We start from the raw sequence: 26,515 nt of genomic DNA on the forward strand, positions 1-26,515 counted from the left end.
TCGCCGGGGTGCGTTGACCCAGCGTCCGGCGCCGCACAACGCGCGCCCCGCATGCCTGGGGACGAGACGCATGTTCGTCGCCGGTGAACACGGTCGTGGGCCACGGCTGCTGCTGCCAGGGTGTGCTCATGAATACGACACCGGATGGACGGCCTGTCCCTCCCGCGCATGCCGACGAGCGGGCCATGCTGGAAGCGTGGCTGGACTTTCACCGTGCGACTCTGGCCGTGAAGTGTTCCGGCCTCAAAGATGATCAATTACGGCTTGCCGCGGCATCGCCGTCGTCGATGACGCTGCTCGGTCTCGTTCAGCACATGGCTGAGGTGGAGCGCAACTGGTTCCAGCGTGTATTCGCAGATCAGGACGTTCCTCCAGTCTTTGGGGAGAGCAACCGCGACGGCTTTGCCCTTCAGCCGGAACGAGGGCTCGACGAGGCGATGGCCGCGTGGCGAGCGGAGATCGCCCGAGGCCGTGAGCTGATCGCTGACGCATCCCTGGACGACTCCGGCCGCCTGTCCGGACAGGAAGCGGGTCACGTCGGCGATCAGGGAGTCTCCCTGCGCTGGATCATGGTGCACATGATCGAGGAATACGCACGTCACAACGGTCATGCCGACCTCATCCGCGAGCGGATCGACGGAGTCACCGGCGCATGAGACGTGCCTGCACCGCGCAGGCGCAGGCGGACGCAGGCGAGGACCGGTGCCCTCCTGCTGGCGTGACGGCGAGGCTGCCGCACCGGTACGCCCGCCGAGCGCCAGAGTGCGCGAGAAAACGGATGTCCGCTGCTGGGCCGCGCGTGCTGTCCGGGAGCGGGTACCCGTGTGGTGTCCGAGGATGGGTATGACCTGAGCGGCCATGAAAGAGGCGCGCAGTGGCACATCTGCCCATGGCGTGCCCAGCCGTACCTGCCCGGCGAGGGGGTACAGGGTGTGACTGACAGCAGCGCGGCGTCGCTGTTGCGACTGATGCAGGCCAGCCATACGGCTACGCTCGAGCAGCTTCCGAGGATGATCGCCGAGCACGCAGCCGGGGCAGGCATGCACGACGTGCTCCTCTACGTGGTGGACATCCGGGAGACGGTGCTGCGCCGCCTCACCGGCCAGGGGCCGGATGCCGGGGACAGCGGGCAGGAGTTCACCGTTTCGGGCAGTCTGCCCGGCCAGGCCTACCGACGGGTGGAAATGCTGCACGAACCCGGACGGGAAGGGGCATGTGATCGTCCGGGCGGGCGACGGTGGTGGGTGGCCATCACCGATGGTGTGGAGCGCCTGGGTGTGCTGCGGGCCGACACCGACACCGACGACGAACCCATCCGCCAAGCCCTGCGCGACTTGGCGTCGATGACGGCCCTGCTGTTGCTGAGCAAGCGGTCCTTCAGCGACTCCTACGCGCGTCTTGTGCGTACAGAGCCGATGAACGTGGCCGCGGAGATGCAGTGGAACCTCACCCCGCCACCCGCCTACGCGGGCCACGACGCCACCGTCGGCGCGGTGATGGAACCCGCCTACCAGGTGGGCGGCGATGCCTTCGAGTACGCGGTGGCCGGCAGCACCCTCCACCTGGGCGTCTTCGACGCCATGGGCCACGACACCACCGCCGGCATCACCGCGAACGTCGCCGTGGCCGCCTGCCGCAACGCCCGCCGCCAGGGTGCCCCGCTGACCGAGACCAGCCGGATGGTGGAGGAGACGCTGATCGAGCAGTTCGGCACCAGCCGCTACGTCACCGGCATCCTGGCCGACCTGGACATGGAGAGCGGCTGCCTGACCTGGATCAACCGCGGTCACCACCTGCCCATCCTGATTCGCGGCAACCGCTGGACCACCGAGCTGGCCTGCCCCCCGGCGGGTCCCATGGGCGCCGACCTCGGCCTGCCGGTCACCATGGCCACCGAACAGCTGGAACCCGGCGATCGCCTGCTGCTGTACACCGACGGCGTCGTCGAAGCCCGCGACAGGTACGGGACGGAATTCGGCCGGGACCGGTTCGTCGACTTCATCCTCCGTCACCACTCCGGCCATCACACCGTCCATGAGACGCTGCGCCGGCTGATGGCCGCCATCATGGAACACCACGACGGCAAACTCGACGACGACGCCACCGTCCTGCTCACCGAGTGGCGCCGCGGACACCAGCAGGAGCTGACCCCGTGAACCCCGGCCCACGCGGAAAGGAGCGGCGATGAACACCGACCGGCCCGCATCCCGCGATCAGCAGCACACCCTGCAGGTGCACGTCCGTGCTCTGAGGACTGACCGTCACCTCGTCACAGTCGTAGGCGACCTCGACCTGCACACCGCCTCACACCTCGCCGACGCCCTGCAACCCCTGCTGCTCACCTGCGGGCACAGCGTGCTGGTGGACCTGTCCGACGTCGCCTTCCTTGACTCCACCGGGCTCACCTGCCTGATCGCGGTCTACCGCACGGCCCGGAGCACCGGAGCCCGCCTGGCGCTGATCGCACCCAGCGAACGCGTACGGCGCATGCTGGCGCTGACCGGAGCGGACCAGGTACTGCACAGCTACGCCAGCCCGGACTCCGTCCCCGACTGACTGACCGCAACCGGCATCGGACCTGCGTCACGACAGCGAGACCGAAACCCCACCCTGTGAGACCTCGTGTCCTGGGCTGGTCAGCCGGGGTCGTCGAACATGGCCAGCAGCGCTTGCTCGCCCGTCTCGGCCGCAGGCTGCTCCGGCTGCGGAATCTGCTCGGCCCACACCGTTTTGCCCTGCGGCATGTAGCGGGCACCCCAGCTCGTGGTGAACTGCGCCACGAGGAACAGGCCGCGCCCGCCCTCCTCGGTCGTGGCCGCGCGCCTGATGCGCGGAGAGGTGTTGCTGCCGTCGGAGACCTCGCAGATCAGTGAGTGGTCGCGCAGCAACCGCAGGCCCACCGGTCCCGGGCCGCCGTACCGCACGGCGTTGGTGACCAGCTCGCTGACCACGAGCCCGGTGTTGAAGTCCAGCTCCGACATGCCCCAGGTGGCGAGCTGAGCGCGGGTCAGCGCCCTGGCCCTGGCCACGGCCGCGGGGTCGGACGGAAACTCCCAGGACGCCATCCGGTCCTCGGGCAGCGCGTGCACACGGGCCAGCAGAAGGGCCACGTCGTCGTACGGGCCGCCGGGCAGGAGGGTGTCCGTGACCTGGTCGCAGGTGTCCTCCAGCTCCGGACCGGCGCGGTTCAGGGAGGCCAGCAGTTGCGCGGTGCGCGCGTCGGTGTCCTCGTAGCCCCGGCTCTCTTTCAGCAGGCCGTCGGTGTACATCGTCAGCAGGCTGCCCGCAGGCAGGCCGACCGTGGCCGACTCGTACGGCTGGATCCCGCCGAGCCCGAGGGGCGGACCGGTCGGGAGGTCGATCAGCTGTGCCTCCCCGTCCGGCGTCAGCAGAACGGGCGGTGGATGACCGGCCGTCGCGGCCGTACATCGGCAGGACACCGGGTCGTAGATCGCGTACAGGCAGGTCGTCCCCGTTGCCGGGTCCTGTTCGTCGGCCTCTTCGTCGGGGGTGCGGCTGACCAGGTCGTCCAGGTGGGCCAGCACCTCTTCGGGCAGCAGGTCCAGACCGGCCAGCGTCCGTACCGCCGTACGCAGCCGGCCCATGGTCGCTGCCGCCTGCAGCCCGTTTCCGGGCACGTCACCGACGACCAGCGCCACGCGCATACCGGACAGCGGGATCGCGTCGAACCAGTCCCCGCTCACACCCGACCTGGTGTCCGCGGGCAGATAGCGGGAGGCGAGGTCGACGGTGCTCAGCCGGGGCAGGGCGTGGGGCAGCAGGCTGCGTTGCAGGGTGAGGGAGGCGTGGTGCTCCCGGCGGTAGCGGCGGGCGTTGTCCATGCTGATCGCGGTACGGGCCGCCAGCTCGCCCGCCAGCGTCAGGTCGTCCTGCTCGTACGGCCTCGTCCTGCCGCGGCGGTAGAACCCTGCCAGGCCGAGGACGGAGCCCCGCGCGGACAGCGGAGCGCCCAGGTAGGAGTGCACTCCCTCGCCGAGGAAGTCGACGGGGTGCGCCCGGCCGGCCGGCTGCCCGGTCAGGGCGGCGGTCACCACCGAGTCCGTGACGGGCTGCCCGGTCTCCAGGCACCGGGCCTGGGGTGTACCGGCGGGGTAGCAGGCGGGCTCGTTCACACCGCCGATCGGGAGGTCGCGGGAGTCCTCGCCGGCCCAGGCGGCCACCCGCCGCAGTGGTACGTCGGGGCTCAGCGGTCCGGGCCGTGGCTCTTCGCCCGCCAGGACGCTTTCGACCAGGTCGACGACGACCAGATCGGCGAAGCGCGGCACGGTGATCTCCGCCAGCTGCTCGGCGGTACGCCACAGGTCCAGGGTGGTGCCGAGTCGCACACCTGCCTCGTTCAGCAGGGCCAGCCGTCCGCGCGCCTCGGCGGCGAGCCGGCCGACGCCCGGCTCGCCCACGAGCAGCAGCCACGCGTCGGCCGCTCCGGTGGCGTGCGGTTCCGCCGTCGCGCCGGGAACGTTCGCTCCCGCCGTCGCCTCGGCGGGACGGCCCAGGAGCGGCACACGACGACCGTCGGAGGCGGTCGAGGTGGCCGGGCCTGCTGTACCCGTGCCGCCGGTGTCCTCGAAACTGACCTCGACAGCCGCCCCCTCCGCATCGCCGTGGTGCAGCTCCCGTCGGCGCAGGACGGCCACACGACTGCCCGCGAGCGGCACCTCGGCGAATGCCTCACCGGTCGAGGAGATCAGCTCGACGGCACGCTCCAGCAGGATCAGCCGCTCCTGCGAGGCCAGCCGGGGCGGCGGTCCCCCGCGCCGGGACAGCTCTCCCGACTCGACGTCCAGCTCGGCATGCCCGCCGCGCTCCATGGCCCGGCGGAAGGAATGCGTGAGCTGGAGCTCGCGGGCCGTGCTCAGCTCCAGCAGGCGTTCCCCGATGCGTTCGGTGGCGTCCTGCAAGGCCAGCGCCATGCCGGGGTGGGCCAGCGCCCTGGGTACGGAGAGGTTGACCGCGCCCCGCACGGTGCCGCCCACCGGGTCGCGCACCGGCGCGGCCATGCAGGTGAGCTCCTTGAGGTCGTGCAAAAAGTGCTCGTGGCCCACGACCACGAACGGCGCCCTGGTGCTCAGCACCATGCTGACGCTGCTGGTTCCCATGAACCGCTCGTCGACATTGGCGCCCGGCACGAGGGAGGCGGCGTCCATCAGTTCCAGCCCCGCCGGGTCGCCCCAGCGGTCCACGATGTGCGCCCGTGAGTCGGCCAGTGTCACGGTCACCGGTATGCCCGAGAACCGTTCGCACAGGCGGGCCAGCACCGGCGCGGCCGCCCGGGTCAGCCGGGAGTCGGGATCCAGGTCACTCTCGATCGGCAGCGCCGCCCGCTCGCGGTCGATGCCGAGAGACTGGGAGCGCTGCCAGGAAGCGAGGATCTCCGGGCGCACTCCGGCCGCAGGCGGCGCCGGGTCGTCATGATCGCTGCCCGAAGGAGTTGGGTACGACTCCACAGCTCCAGGATAATCGGGCAAATGCGGCACTTGCTGTGGTGTGGCTGCTGCCAGCGTGGTGGCGAGCTCCGTCGTGCGGGGCAGGACGTGCTGCGGCGCGGCGCGCACGGCGGTGATGGAAGGGTCGGTCAGCTGCGCTTCCCGCGTGGCCGCGGGCACCAGCACCGCGCGTTCTGCCTCTTCGCGCCCCTCCCACATGAACGTGACAGTGACGGGCCGGCCAACATCGTCGCCGCCACCCTGCATCCAGCACTGGCCGGTGGTGGCCGCTGCGAAACCTAGCTGGCACCGTCGCCCCGGCCGCCCTCGCCGACGTCGGGCGTGCCCTCGCCTCGCACCCCGAGGTGGCAGCTCAACGACGTCGCCCGCCTCGCCAAGGTGGGGGTGGCCACCGTCTACCGGCACGTCGGGCACGCTGGTCTGCAGCGGCCAACTGCCGGGACGGCGGCTCCCCATGCCCCGATCACCAGAGGCAGGGCCATCGCGCGCCGGAGGTGGGCGCCGCCGGCCGCCTGGTCGGTGGGGAGCCCGCGAGCCGTTCCCGGCTCGCGGGTGCCACCTCGGAGGCGACCGGTACCCACACGTGTCAGGTGCGCAGGAGCCGCAGGTCGATCGCGTCGGCCATCGCCTTCATCCCCTCGTCGTTGGGGTGGATGTGGTCCCCCGAGTCGTAGGCCGGGTTGAGCGCTGCCGGGTTCGCGGGGTCACGCATGGTCTGGTCGAAGTCGATGACGCCGTCGAAAGCGCCGCTGGTGCGGATCCACTGGTTGACGCTCTGCCGGATCCGCTCGGCGTCGGGGGTGTAGTACCCGTTTCCCTCGTCGGGCATCAGAGTCGCGCCGATGATGTCGACGTGCGCGGCATGTGCCTCGTCGATCAGGGTGCGGTAGCCGTTGATCAGGTCCTCGGCGGTCAGTGGCCGGCCGCCGGGGCCCGCGTTGTTGCCGATGTCGTTGATGCCCTCGAAGAGGATGACGTCCTTGACGCCCGGCTGGCCGAGGGCGTCGTGGCCGAAGCGCTTGAGAGCGCTGACCCCCTGCCACAGGTTCGGGACGTCGGTGAGAACGCGGTTGCCGCCGATACCGGCGTCGACGACACTCAGTTTCTGCGGGCCCGGTCCGGAGCCCAGCCGGCGTCCGAGGAAGTCGGGCCACCGGGTGTAGGTGCCGGTCGAGGAGTGGTAGCCGTCCGTGATGGAGTCGCCGAAGGCGACGACGGTGCCCCTCGCGGTCGGTGACAGCACGTCCAGCCCTGCCAGGTAGTACCAGGACGTCGTGGTGGTGCCGAACCAGGCGGCGCTGTCGTCACCGGCGTGGTTGCCGGAGGCTATGTAAGTGGTGTCGAACGCGTCGGAGTGCCAGGTCGACATCCCCGTCGCGCCGGGGATGTAGAGGCTGACGAGCAGGTTCTCGCCGGCGCTGACCGAGATCGGGATGACGTCGCTGACCGCCTCTTCGCCGACGGGGATCGTGACGTGGCGGGAGGCGCCGAAGGTGACGTTCCGAGTGGTGCCGCGCGTCGCCTCGCCGCCGCTCGCCTGGACGGCCACGTCCACGGTGCCGACATCGAGCGGCGTGGTGCTGTACCGGTTCGACAGGGTGATGCGTACGCCCGAACCCGCGACGCTGCTGTGCACCACCATCCGGATGGTCTGGTTGTCGAAGGACGGGCCGCCGGTCGTCATGCTGGGCGACCAGGCACTGACCCTGGTCCCCTTGCCCTGCGACGATGACGGGGCGGCGCCTGCCACCTGCGCGGTGCTCAACGGAACGACCGTGAGGATCATTCCGGTCAGCGCACCGAACACGGACAGCAGGGATCTGCGACGCGGTCGGCGATCCGCCGCCGTGCCTTCCTTTTCGGGGGACATCGTTGTTCTCTCCACTCTCCGTGCCGTCCGCGGCGGGCCGGCTCCGCGGGGGGTCCCGCCCGGTCCCGCCTCCGCCGAAGACGGACGGATTCCGGACGGCGGGACGGTCCGCGGACGACAGGTCATCGGGGGTTGGCTCGGGCTGACCGTGTGCGCCGCACCGGACTCAGCCGGAATTGCTCGGCACGACCTCAGAAGAGGTTGCTCAGCACGACCTCAGCCGGGATCGCTCGGCACGACCTCAGAAGAGGTTGCTCAGCGTGACTTCAGCCGAGGTTGCTCAGCGTGACGGACCCACCGGGCTTGAGGCTGATCTTCCGAGAGGTGCCGCCCGCGAACACGGTCGTGTCACGGCCGCCGACGCTCTTCAACGTCACCTGGGTGACCTTGCCGTTCCTCCACCTGAGGTCGGCGACGAAGCCGCCCCGCACGCCGACTCCGGACACCGAACCGGATGCCGCCCAGGCGGCGGGCAGCGCGGGCAGCAACTCGACGTGGCCCGGCCGCGAGTAGACCAGCATCTCGATCATCGCGGAGGGAGTGCCGAAGTTCGCGTCGATCTGGAAGATGCCCCGGCCCTGCCCCATGTCCATGATGTCGAAGAGGTTCGGCGCGGTGCCGTTGCTGCCGCCCGCCGAAGGCTTCAGGTTGTTGACGACGAGTTGGTAGGCCTTCTCCGCGTTCTTCAACCGGGCCCAGCACAGACTGCGCCAGGCGTTGGCCCAGCCGTAGCTGTTCATGCCGCGCGCGGTCAGCAGGGCGGTCGCGCCGGCGAGGATGTCCTTCGGCGTGGACTCGTCCGGGCGGATCCGGTCGCCCGGGAACAGACCGACGAGCGGGGACAGGTGCCGGTGTGTGGTCTCGCCGAGATCGTCGGGCGACATCCACTCCTCCAGCCAGCCGGTTTTGGGGCTGACCACGGGCAGGTACAGGCGTCGGCGCAGTCCCTCGACGGTCTCACTGTAGGAGGTGTCCCTGCCGAGTACCCGGGTCGCGGTGCGGTAGTTGCCGAAGAGGTTCCACACCAGCTCCTGGGCGTAGGTGATGCCCTTGGCGTCCAGCGGACCCTGCTCGGGGGACCAGTCGCTGTCGGCGATGAGGACTTCGCGTGAGGACCCGGAGGCGTCGGTGACGGTCGTGGTGACGAGGCGGGCCTCCCAGAACTCCACGGCGCCCTTGACGAGGGGGTAGATCTTTTCCAGGTAGGTGCGGTCCTGGGTGTACTCGTAGTGTTCGAACAGGCTCTGGCAGAGCCAGGCATTGCCGGCCGGGTGCCACCACCAGCCGCCTCCGCCGTAGGGGTTGGTGGAGATGGCCACGGTCCATCCGGCTATCTTCCCACTGGAGTTGCGGTACCTGTTGGCCGGGCTGTTGAACAGCCGCTGCGTGATCTCCGTCCACGAGGGCAGTTGCGCGAGGCAGTAGTCCGTGAACGCGTCGAAGCAGTCCGACAGGCCGGCGCGATCGGCCATCCAGTAGTTCATCTGGAGGTTGATGTCGGTGTGGTAGTCGCCCATCCAGTCCGGGTCGTTGCCGTCCAGCCACGGGCCTTGCAGCCCCATCGGCAGGACGCCCCGTGACCCGGAGATCATCAGGTAGCGCCCGAACTGCAGGTAGGCCGCCTCCAGTTCCGGGTCCGGGACGTTGTCCCGGTAGCGGGCCTGTACGCGTTGCCAGGTGTCCAGCTTGCGCTGTGCGGTGGACGATGTGCCGAGGTCGATGTCCAGTTGCTCGAACACGGGGCGGTAGTCCGCGACGTGGGTGTGCAGCAGGGTGCTCGCGGAGTGGCCGGCCGCGTCCTGGACCTTGGTGCGGGCCAGGCGCTCCGGGTCCAGGGCCGGGTCGCGGAACCCGGTGGCCGCGTCGGGCGCGTAGTTGGTGCCGCCGCTGACCACGACGGTGAGGTCCTTGCAGTCGCTGAACGAGATCGACGTACCGGTGACGGCGACCGTCCCGGAGCTGCTGGTCGCTGTGACGGCGGCGCCGTACTTCAGGCCGTTGGCGAGGGACGCGCCGAACGAGGCGTAGCGCCCCGTGCCGTTCGCGGTGGTGTGCTCGCCGTGGGTGCCGGCCAGCGTGACGGTGCCGGTGTAGGTGCCGCCGCCCAGTTGGGAGAAGTACAGGACGATGACGTCGTCGGGGCGGCTGGCGAAGATCTGCCGCTGGTAGGTGACGCCGGACAGGTCGTAGGAGGCGCTGACGAGGCCCTGGGCCAGGTCCAGGGTGCGACGGTAGGTGTCGACGGAGCCCAGGTCGTGACCGGGGATGTCGACGGTGAGCTGGGCCAGCAGGGTCAGGGAGCCGAAGTCGTCCCGCCCGTAGGGGAACTGGCCGTCGCTCTGCAGGGTGTCGTTGGCGCCACCGGTCCACAGGGTGGCGTCGGTGATCGTCAGCAGTTCGCTGGACGGGTCGTTGCTCACGAGCGCTCCGAGGCGTCCGTTACCGACCGGCAGGCCCTGCTGGATCATCGAGTGGGAGGAGCCGGGAGTCTGCCACCACAGCTGGTTCTTCGCGGCGGCGGCTGCGGACAGCAGTGGCGAGGAGGTGGGGCGGGAAGGGGCCGCCGACGCGGTGAAGGCGGGCAGACCGCCGAGCGCGGCGGCTGCGCCGGCGGTGGCGGCGAGGGCGAGGAAGCCTCTGCGGCTGGGACGGTTGTCGCGCGATTCGGTGTGCTGGGTGTCCACGTGGTGCACTCCATGTCCGGGGAACGGCGCATGCGGGAACGACGGATGCGGGATCGACGGTGCGGGATCGACGGATGCGGAGCCGTCGGGGTAGTGCGAGGCGGATGGGCCGGAGGGGGGCCGGGACCCGGCAGGTGAGCCGGAGGGGGACCGGGGCCCGGCGGGCGGGGTCAGGCGGTCCTGGGGACGTCGATCCTGTCGATGTCGGGGGAGTAGTCCCAGCCGCTGTCGAACGTGATGGTGTTGGAGCCCGCCTTCAGGGCCAACTGGACGCTGACGGTGTCGACCGTGCTCCAGTCACCCGTGGAGGGGAACTTCAGGCGGGTGCCGTTGCCGCTGTTGGAGTAGACGGTCACCGACCGGGGATCACCGCTGACGTAGGCGACGTCGATGGTGTAGATGCCGTCCTTCTTCACCGTGATGTCGTTGAACTGCAGCCTGCTGTCGAGGTAGAGGTTGCCGGCCTTCTTGCCGCCGGAGCAGGAGTCGCACGAGGTGACGGAGGCGTTCCCGGTCAGGGTGTTGTTCCCGGCCTCGGCCTCGTACCGCGTGGTCGCCAGCGCAGGGCCGCCCGGCTTGACGGTGAACAGCCGTGAGCCGTGTGCGGGCAGGGTCGCGGTGATCCTGTTCTTGTACGTCCCGAGGTTCTGGTGCTTCCACAGGTCGCGCACGGAGGCCGCGCCGGTGAAGCCGAACGATGCCCAGTCGGCGCTGACGGAGGCCGGCGCGTCGCCGAGGTTGAACAGGGCGACGGTGTAACTGCCGTCCGCGTTCCTGGTTCCCCAGACCTGCTGGTCGCCCATCGGGGTGACGGGACGTGCGACCGGCGAGTCGTTCTGGTCTACGGCGATGACCTCCTGGTTGGTCAGCAGGGAGAGGCCGTAGTCGTCCAGTCTGGTGAGGTCGTCACCGGTGAACAGGGGCGACTTGCTGATGGCCCACAGGGTCATGTAGCTCTGCCGCTCGGCGGGAGTGAGGCCGTCCATCTCCCCGTTGCCGACGTCGATCGCGTCGAGGTCGTTCCAGCCGCCCGGGCCTGCCTTGCCGCTCCAGGCGGGGGCGTCGTTCCAACGGTCGTTGACCGAGTTCTCCCAGGTGACCAGGGTCTTGCAGTAGCACTCCACGTCGGTGTCGATGCGCCAGCCGTTGGAGTACTTCTTCCAGTCGGCGGCGTGGCCGATGTCGAGAGACCAGGACAGTTCCAGATGCATCGGGCGCCCGGTGTCACCGATGGCCTTGTGCCAGGCGGCGATGTCCGGGACGTTGTTGTAGTTGTCACCGGACTTGAACGAGCCGGGACCCACCCCGTCGAGCTTCAGGAAGTCGTAGCCCCAGTCGGCGAGCATCTGCGCCTGCGAGTCGATGTACTTCTGCGCGCAGGGGTTGTCGAAGTTCAGCTTGTAGGCGCTGTCCCAGCCGTTGGTGGTGCGCAGGTCGGGGTAGACCACGTCCGCGGTGGTGCAGCCGGGGGCGTTCAGGATCGGCACCTTGCCGTCGCCGTACGCCCCCTTCTCCAGGCCGACGGGCAGGTAGATGCCGGCCTTGAGGCCCTTGGAGTGGATGTGGTCGGCGACGGACTTCATGCCGTTCGGGAACCGGACCGGGTCGGGCGTCTGCCGGCCGTACTGGTCGAACTCGGACGTCCAGTTCTGGTCCATCCACCAGCCGGCGTCGATGTTGACGTACTCGTAGCCGTACTTCTTCAGCGTGGCGGCCAAGGCGTCCGCCTGCTTCAGCACGTTGGCCTCGGTGAGGTAGCTGTAGCTGCCGTTGGGATTGAGCCCCGGGTACTGGGAGGACTGCATGCTCCAGCTGGACCAGCCCATGTAGGGCTTGGCCGCGAGGCCGGAGGTGGCGTCGGCCGTGGCCGAAGCGGAATCGACGGCCGCTGTCGTGGACTTCGAGGTGGCGGCCATGGCCTGATCGACGGCCGGGACCGCTGTGGCGAGTCCGGCCGTGACGGCCAGCACCAGCGTCGTTCTGAGGGTACGGCGCGGGAAGCCGGGGAGGGTTCCGCGCAGGGCTGTGTACGGGGATGACCGCATGGGTCGCCTCCTGGGGGTGGGGTGAGCGGAAGGGTGCGGTGGTACCCGCTGGGGGACGGGTGCGGTACGGGGCAGGACGCCCGGGTGGAACGGTCGAGCGGCCGGCCGCCGGAGCGTCGGAGGGCGGCCCGGTCCGTGCCCGAGCCGATGGTGAGCCGCTGGTGCGCTGCCGCCGTGGCGTGCAGTGCACCAGGAGCGCGAGGGCCGCGGTCATGAGAGCACCTGCCGCGACGGACGTGGGGAGGGGAGACACCGCCTTCGGCCGGGCCCCGCGCCGCCGACGGCGAGAGCGGGCCGGGGCCGGGTTCTTGACGGCCCCGGCCCCGGACGACGGCTGGGGCACCGTTCGGCGGCCGGCCCCGTCGGCGGTCTACGGGCTGCGGCTGTGCAGCGTCATGGCTGCTCCTCGTACGTGTCCGATCCCATGAAGGACTGGATCGCGGTGGCCGCGGCCCCGCGCGCCCACTCCTCGAAGGGCAGAGGACGTGTCACCACGTCACACCGTGCAGCGGTACCGAAGGCGGACGCGGCGAACGCGTCCCGGATGCCCTCGGCGAAGAGGTCGTAGGCGGCCAGGCCCTCCCCGGAGATGATCACCCGCTCGGGACCGAGGAGGTTCACCAGGGAGCCGATCGCCTTGCCGATGGCTTCGCCGGCCCGTGCGTAGACCGCTCGGACACCGGGGTCCCCGCGGTGAGCCAGATCCAGTGCCTCGGCGGCGTCGGCCACCTGCTTGCCGGTGGCCGCGCGCACCGCGCGGAGTATCGCGGGGTCCGCCGCGATCGCCTCCACACAGCCCCGGTTGCCGCAGTGGCACGGCGGGCCGAGCGGGTCGAGGGACAGATGCCCGATCTCGCCGGCCACGCCGTGCGCGCCCGACACCACCTGTCCGTGTACCACCAGGCCACAGCCGATGCCGGCGCCCACGGTCACCAGGGCGAAGTCCGAGAGTCCGACTCCGGCCCCGAACCAGTGCTCGGCGACCGTCAGGGCGCGTACGTCGTTGTCGACCGTGACCGGAAGCCCCGTCGCGGCCGTGGCGAGTTCGGCGAGCGGTACGTCCCGCCACTCCAGGAAGGGCGAGTAGCGGACCACACCGTCGGCCCGGTCCACGTCCCCCGAGATCGCGATGCCCAGCCCCCGTACCCGCACGCCGAATCCGACGGCCTCGGTGAGCAACTCCTGTACCAGCGCGGTGATGGCCGGGAGCACCGCCTCCGGTTCACGGCCCGTGAGGTGTACGTGCCGGGACATCCGGACACGACAACACAGGTCGGCCAGTACGGCGATGATCTCGTCGCCCGTCACCTTGATCCCGATGAACAGTGCCCTGCCCCCGTCCACCCACACCAGGCTGGCCGGGCGTCCCACCGCGGGCGGCGCCTCTTCGTCCACACCCTCGACCAGATAGCCGAGTTCCATCAGCGGACGAACCGCCTTGGTGACGGCGGCGGCGGAGAGGCTGGTCCGCCGCGCGACCTCGGCCCGGGTGAGCGGACCGTGGGAGAGCAGCGTGGTGAAGACCAGGGAAGCGGCCGGAGTCATGGTGGTGACCGACTCACGGAGAGAGGTCGGGCGCATGGCCGGAAACCTAGGGGTGACTCTTTTCCGCTGTCAATGAAAAAACCATACTTCTTCGGAAGTGCTTACTGGAGGGGTGCTGAACCTCTGAAACGGCGGGCTGTGCACGGCTGCTGACGGTGGATCCAAGGATGCGGTCGGGTGGCACTAGCAGCATCTCGGCCGTTCCCGGTAGGGCCTGGGGGTCCGCCGCTGACTTCATGATTCCTATAGGGTTTGATCCGACCCGAAGCGACGATGACCGATCGGTGGACCGTGGTAGCCGGACCCGTACGCCTTCCGGAGCAGGTCGGCATTGATTGTGCGGTTCGAGGGGTTGACGGGCAGCGCTGGTTGGCCAAGCATCGCCCTACCGATTTCCTATTTGATTCTGGGGAGTGGTGGAGATGCGTCCCCCGACCCGTTCCGTGCTCTCAGGGCTTGCCGCCGCCGTGCTCATGGCGGCCCCGGCGGCCTGCACCATCAAGAACTCCGGCGCCGAGTCCGGCACCCGGGCCCCCGCGTCCGCCAAGTCCGGCACGGGCACCGCCGAGTTGACCGACGGGTCGGCCGTCAAGGTGGCCCTCGTGCCCGGCGGCGCCCACCCGTACTTCCAGCCCTGGAAGGCGGCGGGTGCCGCCGCGGAGAAGGAGTACGGCCTCGGGGACGTGACCTTCGACGAGACCTCCGAGTGGGACCAGCAGAAGCAGGACAACCTGGTCTCCACGCTCGCGGCCCGCGGATACAACGCGTTCGGGATCTTCGGGGTGTCGCCCACCGACATCAACACCACCTTCGCGGACCTCACAGCGCAAGGTTTCGCCGTGGCCTCCCTCGCCTCCTGCCCGGCCGGCCCCACCGACAAGGCCGACTTCTGCCTGTCCACCGACGTGGAGGTCGCCGCCTACAAGGCGGCCAAGGCCGCGATCGACGCAATGGGCGGCAAGGGCACGCTCGTTCACCTCACCGGCAACAACGTGGACGCCAACACGCAACTGCGCATCAAGGGCGTGGCCAGGGCGGTGAAGGAGGCCGGCGGAAAGGTCAGGCTGCTGCAGACCGTCACCGACGTCGACAAGGACCTCCAGACCGCGCAGAAGGCGGTCTCCGACCTGCTCGCGGCCAAGGGTGACCAGATCCAGGGCATCGTCACCACCGCCTACAACCCCGCCGTCGCCGCCGCCGACGCGGTCAGGAGTTCCGGATCCGCGGCCAAGGTCGTCGCCATCGACGACGACGCCAGGATCCTCGGCGCGATCAAGGACGGCTCGGTCGCCGCGACCGTCGCGCAGAACCCCGTGGGACAGGCCGAGGTGGGGACCTGGGCGCTGGCACTGCTGCAGACGAGGCAGTGCACCATGCGCCACCCGGGCCAGACCATCGACTCCGGTTCGTTCGTGGTCACGAAAGCGAACGCGGGCACCTACGACTCGGCCAGGAAAGCGAAGACCGAGCAGCTCAAGAAGGCGTTCGCAGACACGTTCCTCGCCTGCGAGTGACACCGACGGCCCTACCGAAAGCGGACCTCGCCCGATGACCATCATCACGACCGCGACCGCGCTGCTCGCCGACATCGCGGTGGAGAAGGACCGCACGGACGCCGTGCAGGCCTTCGTCAAGCAGGAGACGATCCTCGTCGAGATCACCACCGGGGACGGCCTCAGAGGAACCGGCTACGCCTACACGATCGGCACCGGAGGATCATCCGTCCTGGCCCTGCTCCGGGAGCACCTGCTGCCTCTCCTCGCCGGAGCGGACGCCCGTAACGTCGAGGCGTTGTGGCGGCGGCTGTTCGCCACGACACGGGCCACCACCACCGGAGCCATCACCTCCCTGGCCCTCGCCGCCGTGGACACAGCCCTGTGGGACCTGCGGTGCAAGCGCGCCGGCGAACCGCTGTGGCGGCTGGCCGGCGGCCACCGCCAGGAGGTCCCGCTCTACGACACCGAGGGCGGCTGGCTCCACCTGAGCACCGACGACCTGGTCCGTTCGGCACGCACCGCTCAGCAGGCCGGATGGGCTGGCGTCAAGATCAAGGTGGGAAAGCCGCACGTGGCCGAGGACGCCGAGCGGCTGCGCGCCGTCCGCGAGGCGGTCGGCCCGTCGATGCACATCATGACCGACGCCAACCAGTCACAGACCCTCTCCTCGGCCCTCCAGCTCGCGGCTGCCCTTGAGCCCTACGGGCCGTACTGGTTCGAGGAGCCTCTTCCGGCCGACGACGTCAGCGGACACGCCCGCCTGGCGGCCGCGACGAGAATTCCCGTCGCCGTCGGTGAATCCCTGTACTCCGCCATGCAGTTCCGCACATATCTGGAGTCGGGCGCCGCCTCCATCGTGCAGGCCGACGCCGCGCGCGTCGGCGGCATCACCCCGTGGCTGAAGGTCGCGCACACGGCGGAGAGCCACAACGCCATGGTCTGCCCGCACTTCCTGATGGAACTGCACGTCAGCCTGGCCGCCGCGGTGCCCAACGGCATGTTCGTCGAGTACATCCCGCAGTTGAGAGCGGTGACCCGCACCGACCTGACGGTCCGTGACGGACTGGCGCTGGCACCGGACGTGCCGGGTATCGGGATCGACTGGGACATGGACGCCATCGACGACAGGAGGGTGGCATGAGGGCACCCGTCACGCCACCGGAGCACGATGCCGACGAAGCGGCCGGCGCACAGCGCACCCCGCGGCGGCTGCCGTTCCAGGTGGACCAGCGGCTCGGCCTCCTGGTGCTCACCGTCGCTCTCGCGGCCCTGTTCGGCGTCCTGCGGCCGGCGTTCCTCGATCAGCGGCTCGTGCTGTTCCCCCTGTTGCGGGAGATCTCGACGCTGACCGTGGTGGCGCTCGCCCAGATGGCCGTCCTCTCCGTGGGCCACATGAACCTCGCCGTCGGCCGGATGGCTGCCTTCGGCGCTCTCTTCGCGGGCCTCGGCTACGACCGGCTCCATATGCCGCTCCAACTCGGCCTGCTGACCTGCCTGTTCGCCGGAGCCGCCATCGGCGGCCTGACGGGCTGGATCATCGCCCGGACCGGCGTCAGCTCCTTCGTGGTCACCCTGGCCATGGACTTCGCGCTGATGGGACTGGTCTCCCTGCTCTACTCGGCGCTGACCGAGAACGCGGCCTTCACCACACGGCCGAGCGGTCTCCTGGACCTGCGCTCCACCTCACTCGCCGACATCTGCGTCGGTCGCGTCTGCGGATCCCCGGCCGTGCCGCAGATGGCGCAGTTCACGGTGCTGGCACTGGGCGGCCTCGGCTTCCTGTACACCCGCAGCCGCATGGGCCGGGAACTGCTGCTGACGGGGGCCAACCCGGCGGCGGCGGAGTTGTCGGGCATCCCCACGGGCCGCCGAGTGATCCTCGCGCACAGCCTGTCCGGACTGCTCGCCGCGCTCGCCGGATTCATGGCCGCCGTCAGCACCGGCACGTTCCGCGCCTCCATCGGCGACGACTTCGTGCTTCCCTCGTTCCTCGGCGCGGTCCTCGGCGGCACCCTTCTCACCGGCGGGGTCGTCTCCGTACTCGGAGCGCTGCTGGGCACCTCCCTCGTCGCGGTCATCCGCAAGGGCCTGGATCTGCTCGGCGTCGGCCTGGAGAGCCTGAACATCTACCTCGGCTGCGTCCTCCTGCTGGCCCTGTCGGCCGACCGGGTGCGGGCCGTCGTGTCCTATCGCAAGGTGGTGCGGTCCACGTGATCACGATCAATGAGTGCGGAGCCCGGACCGGCGCGGCCCTGCGCCGTTTCTCCCGCTCCACGACCATGACGCTGCTGGGCGTCACGCTGGGCGGATACCTGGCCCTGGGCATCGCCTCGTCGGGCGAGTTCTTCCAGGGACCGTCGGTACGGACCTTCCTCCAGTACCTGGCCACGCCGGTCCTCATCGGGCTGGCCCAGATGGTCGCTCTGTGTGTCGGACAGCTCAACCTCGCCGTCGGTGCCCTGGGGGGTTGCACGGCCTGTCTGATGGGTGTCCTGATGGCGGACGGCGGCGTCCCGGCACCGATCGCGGTAGCGGCCGCCGTCCTCACCGCGACGCTGGTCGGTCTGGTGACCGGTGCCTTCATCGTGGCCACGCGGATCAACGGTTTCATCGTCACGCTCGGGGCGATGACCATCCTGCTGGGAGTGCAGTACCGGCTGGCCGGCACACGCACCGTCGACGGCTATTCGCCCGCCCTCAAGGACCTCGGCCGGGCGGCTCCGCTGAACCTCCCGCTGGTGTTCCTCACCGCACTCGCGGCGGCGGCCCTGCTGGCCCTGTTCCTGTACCGCGCGACCGCCGGCCGACGACTCCTCGCGGCAGGCGGCAACCCGCTGGCGGCGAGACTGTCCGGCATCTCCACCGACCGGCAGATCGTGCTCGCACACACCCTGTCCGGCCTCCTGGTCGGCGTCGCCGCCGTGACCGCCACGGCGTCACTGCCCGGCGTCAACCGCAGTGTGGGCGGAGACTGGCTGCTGCCGAGCTTCGCCGCCCCGATCATCGGAGGCGTCGGGCTCAGCGGCGGCTCCGTCGCGGTGTTCGGCACGGTGCTGGCGGCGTTCGTGATGCGGCTCATCGACGCCGCGCGCGCCCAGTTCTCGCTCGACCCGAGCTGGGTGAACTTCCTCATCGGCCTGGTCGTGCTCGGCACGGTGATCGGCAGCCGCGTCCACCAGGCGCATCTGGAGAAGAAGGGGAAGGCGCACGGGCGCACCCCGCCGGCACCGGTCGGCCGAGGACCGACGGCCGACGCCGCCCTGCCGAACGCGGGAGGTGAGCGATGACCGACGTCCTTCTCGAAGGCCAGGAGATCGTCAAGGTCTTCCCGGGAGTGCGGGCCCTGGACGGCGTCGGACTGCGTCTGACGGCCGGATCCGTGCACGCGCTGCTGGGCGAGAACGGTGCGGGGAAGTCCACACTCATCAAGGTCCTGACCGGCGTCCACGCGCCCGACGGCGGCCGGCTCACCTGGCGCGGCGAAGAGGTCCACCTGCGCTCGCCGCTGGAGGCCACCCGGACCGGCATCGGCGTCGTCCACCAGGAACGCAACCTCATACCCGACTTCTCGGTGGCGGAGAACATCACGCTGCAGAGCCCTCCTTCGCGTCGCGGGTTCGTCGACCGCGGGGCCATGAGCCAGCCCGCCCTGCGCTGCCTGGCCGAGCTGGGTGTGGACCTCGACCCGCTCCGGCCGGTGCGCGAACTGTCGGTGGCCCAGCAGCAGTTGGTGGAGATCGCGAAGGCGCTCCACACCGAGAGCCGGGTGCTGCTGCTCGACGAGCCGACCGCCTCGTTGTCCCCGCGGGAGGCCGGCCGCCTCTTCGGTGTCGTCCGGCGGCTGACGGCCCGTGGCACGTGCGTCGTCTTCGTCAGCCACAAGCTGGAAGAGGTCTTCGCGCTCTGCGACACCGTCACCGTGCTGCGCGACGGCAGGTCCGTGCTGGAGTCCTCCCCGCTCGCCGGCCACACCCACGACGACATCGTGAACCTGATGGTGGGCCGCGCGCACACGACGACCGAGATGCGGCCACGCACCCCGGACCGTACGGCCGCCCCGGTCCTCGCGCTCCACGGCATCGCCACCGCCGACGGTCACCAGGACATCTGCCTGCAGGTGCGGCCCGGTGAGATCGTCGGCCTCTACGGCCTCGTCGGCGCCGGGCGCAGCGAACTGGTCAAGGCCGTACTGGGCCTCGGCCGGATCACCGCCGGTGAGATCAGGATGCACGGCAAGGCTGCCCGCATCGCCTCGCCCCGCCAGGCGCTGCACGAGTTCGGCATCGGCTACCTGACCGAGAACCGCAAGGAAGAGGGCGTCTTCCTCGAACAACCCATCCAACGGAACATCACGGTCACCGTGTGGAAGAAGCTGGCCAAAGCCCTCGGGTTCGTCTCCGGTGCCGAGGAGCAAGAGGTGGCACAGGACTTGGTCGACCGCCTCGGCATACGCATCTCGGGCCTTGCGCAGAACGCCGGTGAACTGTCCGGCGGCAACCAGCAGAAGGTGAGTCTGGCGAAGTGGCTCGCTGCCGACACCCGCCTGCTGATCGTCGACGAACCGACCGTGGGCGTCGACGTGCGCACCAAGCACGGCTTCCACCGGCTGCTCTGGGAGCTGGCCCGCGAAGGTCTGCCGATCCTGCTGATCAGCAGTGACCTCACCGAGGTGATCACGCTGGCCGACCGTGTCCTCGTCATGGCCGGCCATCGCATCCGGGGCGAGGTCGACAACGACGGTGACTACGAACGGATGAGCCGCCGGATCATCCGCGTCATCCACGACCGCGCGCCCTCGGCGGTGACCGCGGCAAGGGAGGCGGAATGAGGCGCGTGGCGCAGGTGATCCGGGTCCGTCCGGAGCAGCTGGAGAAGTACCGCGCGCTGCACCGCGACGTGCCCCAGCCTGTGCTGGACACACTGCGGGGCTGCCACATCAGGAACTACTCGATCCACCTCCTCGGCGACCTGCTGGTCGGCTACTTCGAGTACCACGGTGACGACCTGGCCGCGGACCTGGCCCGCATGGCCGCCGAGGAGGCGACGCAGGCCTGGTGGCGGCTCACCGCACCCTGCCAGCGGCCGGTGGAGGAGGCGGCACCGGGGGAGTGGTGGGCCTCGATGGAACAGGTGTTCCTCATGCCCTGAAACCCGGCCCCGCGACCGATGCGGCGCCGGCCAACGCCCTCACCTCGGTAAACTGCGTTCGCCCCGACCACCTGGAGCATCAGGAGCAGGAGAACGGATGCCACAGCATGACAGTTCCTCTGCCGGCGCCCCGGAGTCCGGGAGAAGCCGATCCTCCGGTGCTGGGCGCCAGGTCCTCTCGGACAGCGTCTACGAGCAGATCAAGGCCATGGTCATGGACCATGAGATCGCTCCGGGTGCACGCGTGGGGATCGAAGCGCTGTCGCGCGCTCTCGGAGTCTCACCCACGCCCGTCCGCGAGGCGCTGGCCCGGCTCGAGTCCGACGGGCTCGTGGTCAAGAGGTCGCTCTCCGGGTACCGGGCGACAGAGCTGCTGACGCGCGAGGGCCTTGAGCAGCTCTTCGAAATGCGGCTCCTCCTGGAACCGAGGGCGGCGGCTCTCGCCGCCGTCAACGCCACCGAGGAGCAACTCGACGCCATCGAGCGGCTCCTGGAGGAGATGCAGACCCACCCGGGGCCGACGGGCCGGTACGCGGACTACCGCGGCTTCGCCGCTCTGGACCAGCGCTTTCACGACATGATCGCGGTGGCCTCGCACCGTCCGCTCCTCGCCGATGCCGTGGAGCGGCTCCACTCCCATCTGCATGTCTTCCGCATCAGAAGTGTCAGGAACGCCGACGACCCGACGCTGGCGGAACACGAACGGGTCGTACGCGCGATACTGCGCCGCAAGCCCGACCGCGCCGCGGAAGCCATGGCCGAGCACCTCACCAGGAGCCTCCAGCGCCAGCTCAGCCAGACCAGGAAGCCCTGACCGGCGGCGCGTGCTGTCAGGAGGCACCGACCGGACGCGAGGGCGACCGAGACACCAGCCGCGCCGGCACCGGAGTCGACGGCTTCGTCCACGGGTTCCGGCGCATGCGATGCTCTGTCGTTCCGCCCCGCCGGGTCAGCGGGCGGAGTGCGGCCAAGTCAGGACGCGGGGGCTCCTCGGTGATGCTGAAGCCTGGCGCGAATCGGCGAACACTTGGCGCGGATTGATAACGACAACCCTCCCGTTCTTCAGCAACCTGAATACAGTCCAGCAAAGGGGGAAACACCATGAGCATCCGACGCGCACTCGCCGTCGCCGCCGCCGCTGCCGCACTCGCCACCGGGCTCACCGTCACCCCGGCCACCGCCGCCAAGAGCAACCCCAGCCCCGGCGGCAGCGACGTCTCCGCTGCCACGTGGACCCGGACCACCTCACTGGGAGGTCCGATCAGGGAGTGCTACAGGGCCAGTTGCGATGTGGTCATAGACACCTACAACGGCGAGTGGCTCTACTGGGACCACAGCGCTCGCAACCCTGCCGGAAACCTCTGGTACTACGTCCGGTACACGGCCGGCAACGGTACGCCCCACGACTTCTACGGCTGGATCTACTGCGGCAACGTCACCGCTCCCTGCTGACACCCACACGAACGCCCTGCCGCTGTCCCGAACAGGGGGCGACGGACCCTCACCCGCCCCGCATCACTCGCGACTGCGGCGGCATGTGTCACGCCTGAGAACGGCGAACCAGGGGGCGGGGGAGCGTCGCCGCCCGCCCGTACATCCCAAGCCGAAGGCCTTCCACGAGCGGACGGCCGACGTGGGCGAGCACCGCCGGTTCCGTCCCGTCGTGTGCGGGACCGGCGACCCCGACACCGCTCTCGCCTACGCCACCACCCTCGCTCCGGCCCACCCCGCCCACACCCGAGCGCGGGCCCGCGCCGCGACCGACACCGCCCGCGCCTTCCCGGTGGCCCCCGCTGACCTACCTGCCAGCGTCCGGGGCGGGCCGGAGTACCGGGAAGCGGGCGCTGTCGGCCGGGCGCAGACGACGTGTGGCCGCGATCCTCGGCAGGCCGCACAGTAGGCATCTCGACCAGCCTGCGCCGCACCGTCGTCGTGATCGGTTCCGAGGCGCTGACTCCTGCGGGCGGTCCAGCCGAGCCCACCGAAGTCGCCGCGATGGCAGTCGTACGTGGCGGCAAGCTGGTGGAGGACGTCCGCTTCGAGTCGCGGATCCGGCCGCCGGCCGCGACGTACCGGTGCCCGCGCGCGACCTGATCACCATACGGCCGTGGCACAGCACGCCCCGACCGAGCCGGGGACCATCGCGCGGCGCCTTGACCGCTCTCGCCACCAGCGCGTCGGCCATCTCGTCGTACGCCCGGGTGGCCACAGCCTTGGAGCAGCATGTTCGGTTTCAGCTCCGCCACCAGCGCCGCGCACCCCTGGCCAGTGCTGGACCCGTCTCGGAGCACCAGCGAGCCGCAGGCCGCCGAGCGGTCATCCATGAGGCCAAGGGACGCATCGACGTCCTGGTCGACAACGTCGGCGCCGCACCTGCCGGGCCGGCGCCAGGCGTTCCGTTCTGTGGCTCGGGCTCCCCGACCTCCGCCCTGGAGGGCGCTTGACTCGGGGTGACGCGGTGGTCAGGTGACCGGTCTGCCGGTTCCTTCGCCCAGTCGGTCGGCGAGGATCATCGCCACATCGTCCGCCAGGTGACCTTCCGTGTGGCGGATCAATGCCTGGTGCAGTTGGCGAAGGCATTCCTCAGGGGTGGAGGAGCTGATCGTGCCGATGGTCTGAGTCAGCGGGAAGAAGTCGTTGCCGGGATTGCGGGCCTCGATCACGCCATCGGTATAGAGGAGCAGGCGGTCGCCGGCTACGAACGGATGGCTTTCCGGCTTCTCGGGGAGGCCGGCGATCAGGTCCTCCAGGCCCAGCGGCGGGAGCGGCGACGTGGGCAGCAAGGGCTGGGTCCGGCCCGCGTGGAGGAGCAGCGGGGGCGGGTGGCCGCGGTTGACCAGCTGTACCACCGGTTCGTCGTCCGGCACCTGGGCGATGAGCGCGGTGGTGAATCCCTCCATCAGCACTTCCTCGGAGTAAGCGCCCGGCACGGCGACTTCCCGGCGCAATGCGGCCGCGCAGTGGTTCATGACCTCGACCAGGTCGTCCTCGTAGTGTGCGACCACACGGAAGGCGCCCAGTGCCGCCGCGACCGCGCGCATGGCGCTCAGCCCCTTGCCGCGGACATCCCCCACGATCATCCGCACGCCGTACCGCGTGTGAACGGCCTCGTAGAGGTCCCCTCCGACCTGTGCCTCGGTGCCGGCCACGAGACACAGGCTGGCCGCCCGCACCGGGCCCAGACGCTCGGGGACCGGCCGCAGGATGACCTCCTGTGCGCACACGGCGATCCGGCGGACCTGGTCGAGCTCCCTGCGCCGGTACGCTCGCACGGCGCTGCTCGTGATGAATCCCGCCACGGATACCAGGGTCAGCGCCAGGAAATTGGTATAAACCTGTGGGGTTCCCCACGCCTGGTTGTACGTGGCCGTGGTCACGCTGATCGCCAGCGTGAGAGCCCCTGCCGTGGCGGTGCGCCTGGGATCCGCCGTCACCGCTGCCAGTGCCGGCACCGCGGTGAGGAGAGGGCCCGTGTAGATGAAGTGAGCAGGGGTGAGCTCGATGGCCAGCACGGCCAGCGCGATCACGAACGGCAGGCACCGCACCAGCGCGAGCAGCACCCTGCTGTGGGCGTCCGCTGCTGGCCGGGAAGGTGATCGAAAGGGCGACACCATGGACTCACGCCGCCTCTCTGACGCTCTGGTGAACCCCTGAGCGGCCGGATCCCCGCGAAGCGGAGCGATGGGAAAAGCTGCATCCGATGGTTCCGGTGGTGACGGTTCCTCGGCCACGGCGGCGATCGCAGTCGCCTGCCCGGGCCGGATCCGGATGAGCGGATGCAGGGGGATGGAGACGGGCTCCCTGAGTCATGCGGCGTGAGACTCCTCCGCTGCGCGGTCGCGAGTTCCCCAGTCTGCCCTCATTTGTTCCCATTCATCTGTGACGTAGGTCACATCTACCGGGAATGGTGGCGGCTGCGACGGGCACCGGGTGCGTGTCTCGTGCGCTGGGGACCGCGCCCGTGTGGCGATGGTGGTGCGCGGGTGGACGCCGTGTGATCACGAGCCGACATACGGGGGGGTGATCGGTGCCTGAGGTCGACGTGCAGTGGTTCGACCCGGAAACGGGGTGTGGGCGGCATCGCGCAGGACGGCGGAGGTCCCTCCGCTGTCGCGTACTCGTCGGCGGTGCGCGGTCCTGAGGACGGCCGCCGATGCTTCACACATCCTCAATCGGGGCTTCCGACCGCATCCCCTCGGCCGCGCCGCAGGCCAGCACCGGATCAACACCGCTCGGCGCGGCTTTCCGAAGCCCTGAGCAGCAGGTCAGCCCGGCCGGGCCGCTCATGTAGTCCGTCCGGCCGCTGACCCTGGCCACGAGCCCGACCGCGGGTCGCGGGGATGGATCGGAAGTCCATGGAGCCCTCCCACAGCCGAGGAGAGGCAGCGGCGAGTTCACCTTCGAGGGTGTACCGGTCGCCGTGGTTGCTGATCCCGGTGATCGTGGCAACGGCGAGCACCAGCCTTCGTCGCCGAAAACGGGCGGGTAGGCAGGGCGGGCGGCCGGTCAGCCGCGGGGACCGCTCCCGTAGTGGTAGCCGAGTTCGAGGTAGCGGGTGCGGGTGCTCCAGGAGCCAAGGTCGGGCGTGTCGGCCAGGACGTCGTGCCAGCGATGGACGCCGGGTGCGACCGCCTCGCCGGAAGCCGCCTCCTTGCCGCGAGCCGCCTCACCGGAAGGGTCGTCGTCGTGCGCGGGCAGCGGGTGGTTGGGGCGCCCGGCCCAGAGCCGCACTCGCGACCGCGCCTCGGACTCGCGGACCGGCTCCCAGAAGCCCGCCGAGAACATGCCGGCGAGCTGATGCGTGGCGATGAAGCCGGCCACGCCGTCCTCGGGGTCCGTGCGGTCCGGGCGGTCGGTGAGGGCGTGCCAGAGGATGGCCATGTTCGGTAGCCGCACCTCGGGCTGGAAGCGGTACACGAGCCGCTCCAGCCTGATCGAGCCGATGCGCGGCAGCTGCACCCGGGTGAGCGGGACGACCTCGCGCTCGCCGCCGGTCCAGGTCAGCGTCTCGTTGCGGCCCATGTAGCCGGGCTCACTGAAGACCGTGACGTGGAGACGTTCCCTGCGGTCAGGCCGGCGGTTGTGCAGCAGGCCCGCGCCGGCGACGGCGCCGCCCACGGAGGCCAGGCCCGCCAGGAGGATTCTGGTCTTGCGGTTCATCGGGACGCGCCACCTCGCTTCTGACGGGACGGGCGCCCCCATCATGCGCCAGGACAGCCCGTTGATCTACCGTCAGGCCCGATGGCTTGAAGAAATATGGAGCTGGGCACCGCCGGGCGGATGTATCGCTATACCTGCGCCAGGTCACCGTGGGCCGTCGTCGGTTTTCGGTCGCCGTCCGACGCCCTGGCGACAGATGAGATCCCGGCGGCCCCCGGCCGGCACCTGCGGGGAGGCGGGCACCACACCACACGTATCACCGTCACTGTCGCCGTCGACCAACTGGCGCAGCAGGGGGACACCCTGGACGATGAATCCGGTGTCTCCGCGATCGTGTGCGGTCTCGTCGGCGGCCCCTCCCCCAAGCGCTTCGCGGCCAGTTCGGACGAACCCGACCTGGTCGTGCGCCGGACCACCCCTGGGTACGGCCACCGGGCGAGGCCCGACGCGCCGACCGGGTCCGCCAGGCCGCCCACGGCCTGGCAGGGCGGGAAACCGGCGCACGGTCCACCGGCGGGTATTCCCAGGTTCTCCAGCAACCGCTGGAGGGTACGACCGGCGACGGTGCCCGGATGATCGGACCTGCCGAGTTCCACCCTCTGCGTACGCCGCGCGGGCGGGGGCGGTGGTGCGGTTGTGCTCATACGTGCGGGTTGCCGGTGGCGTTCACGGGCTGGAGGTGCTCGGGGCGAGTAGGAAGGTGTGTCGTGCCCCGAGCGATCTGGTCCCGAGCGATCTCATTCGGCCTGGTCACGGTGCCGGTCCAGGTGGTCAGCGCCACGGAGGACCACTCCAGCCGGGTCCACCGGAGTCGGTGGACCCGATCCGGATCGCCGAGGGCTACTACCTGCAACCCGCCCGCCGGCGAGGTCGCGGCCAAGCCGTACCGGCTCCCGGTGAAGGCCCTGTCACGGTCGTCGAAGGTGGCCGTCGCCAAGTACGCATGGTCCGGCCGGGTCAACGAGGCCAAGCGGGAGGACAAGCCGCTCCCGAAGACACCGGAGCCGGAACAGCCGGCCGCCGTGCTGGGCCTGATGGCCGCGCTGCGGGAATCGGTGTCGAAGGCGAAGGCCTCCCGGGGAGAGCACGCCGGGCCGGCCGA

At 70.1% G+C, this 26,515-nt stretch carries 18 protein-coding genes; 11 read left to right on the forward strand and 7 right to left on the reverse strand.

Annotation, left to right across the window (positions count from 1 at the left end; genetic code table 11):
- Nucleotides 1–128 precede the first annotated feature (128 nt).
- The 3 genes from AB0L21_RS28505 to AB0L21_RS28515 all read left to right on the forward strand — a co-directional run bounded on the left by AB0L21_RS28505 (nucleotide 129) and on the right by AB0L21_RS28515 (nucleotide 2,556).
- On the forward strand, nucleotides 129–656 hold the full coding sequence (locus tag AB0L21_RS28505; protein ID WP_365787276.1) for a DinB family protein: 528 nt from the start codon (nucleotides 129–131) through the stop codon (nucleotides 654–656).
- Nucleotides 657–1,010: 354 nt separating this feature from the next.
- A complete protein-coding gene (locus tag AB0L21_RS28510; protein WP_365703648.1) occupies nucleotides 1,011–2,156 on the forward strand; it encodes a PP2C family protein-serine/threonine phosphatase in 1,146 nt (381 codons plus the stop codon).
- Nucleotides 2,157–2,184: 28 nt separating this feature from the next.
- Nucleotides 2,185–2,556, forward strand: a complete 372-nt coding sequence (locus AB0L21_RS28515; protein ID WP_365787278.1) for an STAS domain-containing protein — start codon at nucleotides 2,185–2,187, stop codon at nucleotides 2,554–2,556.
- A gap of 80 nt (nucleotides 2,557–2,636) precedes the next feature.
- Here the strand turns inward: AB0L21_RS28515 and AB0L21_RS28520 are convergent, their stop codons facing one another.
- The 5 genes from AB0L21_RS28520 to AB0L21_RS28540 form a co-directional block, all read right to left on the reverse strand.
- Entirely contained in the window at nucleotides 2,637–5,465 is a 2,829-nt protein-coding gene (locus AB0L21_RS28520) for a SpoIIE family protein phosphatase (protein WP_365787280.1), read from the reverse strand.
- Nucleotides 5,466–6,051: 586 nt separating this feature from the next.
- The gene (locus AB0L21_RS28525) at nucleotides 6,052–7,230 is read right to left on the reverse strand and encodes an SGNH/GDSL hydrolase family protein (RefSeq protein ID WP_365703642.1); all 1,179 of its coding nucleotides are present in this window, start codon (nucleotides 7,228–7,230) and stop codon (nucleotides 6,052–6,054) included.
- A gap of 371 nt (nucleotides 7,231–7,601) precedes the next feature.
- Complete coding sequence (locus tag AB0L21_RS28530) at nucleotides 7,602–10,019, reverse strand: glycoside hydrolase N-terminal domain-containing protein (RefSeq protein ID WP_365787282.1); 2,418 nt, start codon at nucleotides 10,017–10,019, stop codon at nucleotides 7,602–7,604.
- A gap of 170 nt (nucleotides 10,020–10,189) precedes the next feature.
- Complete coding sequence (locus tag AB0L21_RS28535) at nucleotides 10,190–12,064, reverse strand: carbohydrate-binding protein (protein ID WP_365787284.1); 1,875 nt, start codon at nucleotides 12,062–12,064, stop codon at nucleotides 10,190–10,192.
- A gap of 393 nt (nucleotides 12,065–12,457) precedes the next feature.
- Nucleotides 12,458–13,645 (reverse strand): ROK family transcriptional regulator, encoded by a 1,188-nt coding sequence (locus tag AB0L21_RS28540; protein ID WP_365787286.1) that lies wholly within the window; start codon nucleotides 13,643–13,645, stop codon nucleotides 12,458–12,460.
- 386 nt (nucleotides 13,646–14,031) lie between these two features.
- Here AB0L21_RS28540 and AB0L21_RS28545 point away from each other — a divergent pair, with 386 nt between their 5' ends.
- The 8 genes from AB0L21_RS28545 (at nucleotide 14,032) to AB0L21_RS28580 (ending at nucleotide 21,705) form a co-directional block, all read left to right on the forward strand.
- Entirely contained in the window at nucleotides 14,032–15,123 is a 1,092-nt protein-coding gene (locus AB0L21_RS28545; RefSeq protein WP_365787288.1) for a substrate-binding domain-containing protein, read from the forward strand.
- Between the two features lie 34 nt (nucleotides 15,124–15,157).
- Entirely contained in the window at nucleotides 15,158–16,246 is a 1,089-nt protein-coding gene (locus AB0L21_RS28550) for a mandelate racemase/muconate lactonizing enzyme family protein (protein WP_365787290.1), read from the forward strand.
- Nucleotides 16,243–17,319 (forward strand): ABC transporter permease, encoded by a 1,077-nt coding sequence (locus AB0L21_RS28555; RefSeq protein WP_365787291.1) that lies wholly within the window; start codon nucleotides 16,243–16,245, stop codon nucleotides 17,317–17,319. The genes AB0L21_RS28550 and AB0L21_RS28555 overlap by 4 nt, the downstream gene beginning before the upstream one ends.
- Nucleotides 17,316–18,392 (forward strand): ABC transporter permease, encoded by a 1,077-nt coding sequence (locus AB0L21_RS28560; protein WP_365787293.1) that lies wholly within the window; start codon nucleotides 17,316–17,318, stop codon nucleotides 18,390–18,392. Before AB0L21_RS28555 ends, AB0L21_RS28560 begins: the two co-directional genes overlap by 4 nt.
- On the forward strand, nucleotides 18,389–19,933 hold the full coding sequence (locus AB0L21_RS28565) for a sugar ABC transporter ATP-binding protein (protein ID WP_365787295.1): 1,545 nt from the start codon (nucleotides 18,389–18,391) through the stop codon (nucleotides 19,931–19,933). Before AB0L21_RS28560 ends, AB0L21_RS28565 begins: the two co-directional genes overlap by 4 nt.
- Nucleotides 19,930–20,253, forward strand: coding sequence for an L-rhamnose mutarotase (locus AB0L21_RS28570; protein ID WP_365787297.1), 324 nt, complete (start codon nucleotides 19,930–19,932; stop codon nucleotides 20,251–20,253). Before AB0L21_RS28565 ends, AB0L21_RS28570 begins: the two co-directional genes overlap by 4 nt.
- Nucleotides 20,254–20,350: 97 nt before the next feature.
- On the forward strand, nucleotides 20,351–21,067 hold the full coding sequence (locus AB0L21_RS28575; RefSeq protein ID WP_365703624.1) for a GntR family transcriptional regulator: 717 nt from the start codon (nucleotides 20,351–20,353) through the stop codon (nucleotides 21,065–21,067).
- A 287-nt stretch (nucleotides 21,068–21,354) separates the two neighbouring features.
- Nucleotides 21,355–21,705 carry a hypothetical protein gene (locus AB0L21_RS28580; RefSeq protein WP_365703623.1) on the forward strand — a complete coding sequence of 117 codons (351 nt, stop codon included), beginning with the start codon at nucleotides 21,355–21,357 and terminating at the stop codon, nucleotides 21,703–21,705.
- Nucleotides 21,706–22,715: 1,010 nt separating this feature from the next.
- Here the strand turns inward: AB0L21_RS28580 and AB0L21_RS28585 are convergent.
- On the reverse strand, nucleotides 22,716–23,813 hold the full coding sequence (locus tag AB0L21_RS28585) for a PP2C family protein-serine/threonine phosphatase (protein ID WP_365787299.1): 1,098 nt from the start codon (nucleotides 23,811–23,813) through the stop codon (nucleotides 22,716–22,718).
- Between the two features lie 946 nt (nucleotides 23,814–24,759).
- Nucleotides 24,760–25,413 carry a hypothetical protein gene (locus AB0L21_RS28590; protein ID WP_365787301.1) on the reverse strand — a complete coding sequence of 218 codons (654 nt, stop codon included), beginning with the start codon at nucleotides 25,411–25,413 and terminating at the stop codon, nucleotides 24,760–24,762.
- Nucleotides 25,414–26,515: the final 1,102 nt, after the last annotated feature.

It is taken from the genome of Streptomyces sp. NPDC052721, assembly GCF_040678315.1.
Classification (GTDB): domain Bacteria; phylum Actinomycetota; class Actinomycetes; order Streptomycetales; family Streptomycetaceae; genus Streptomyces.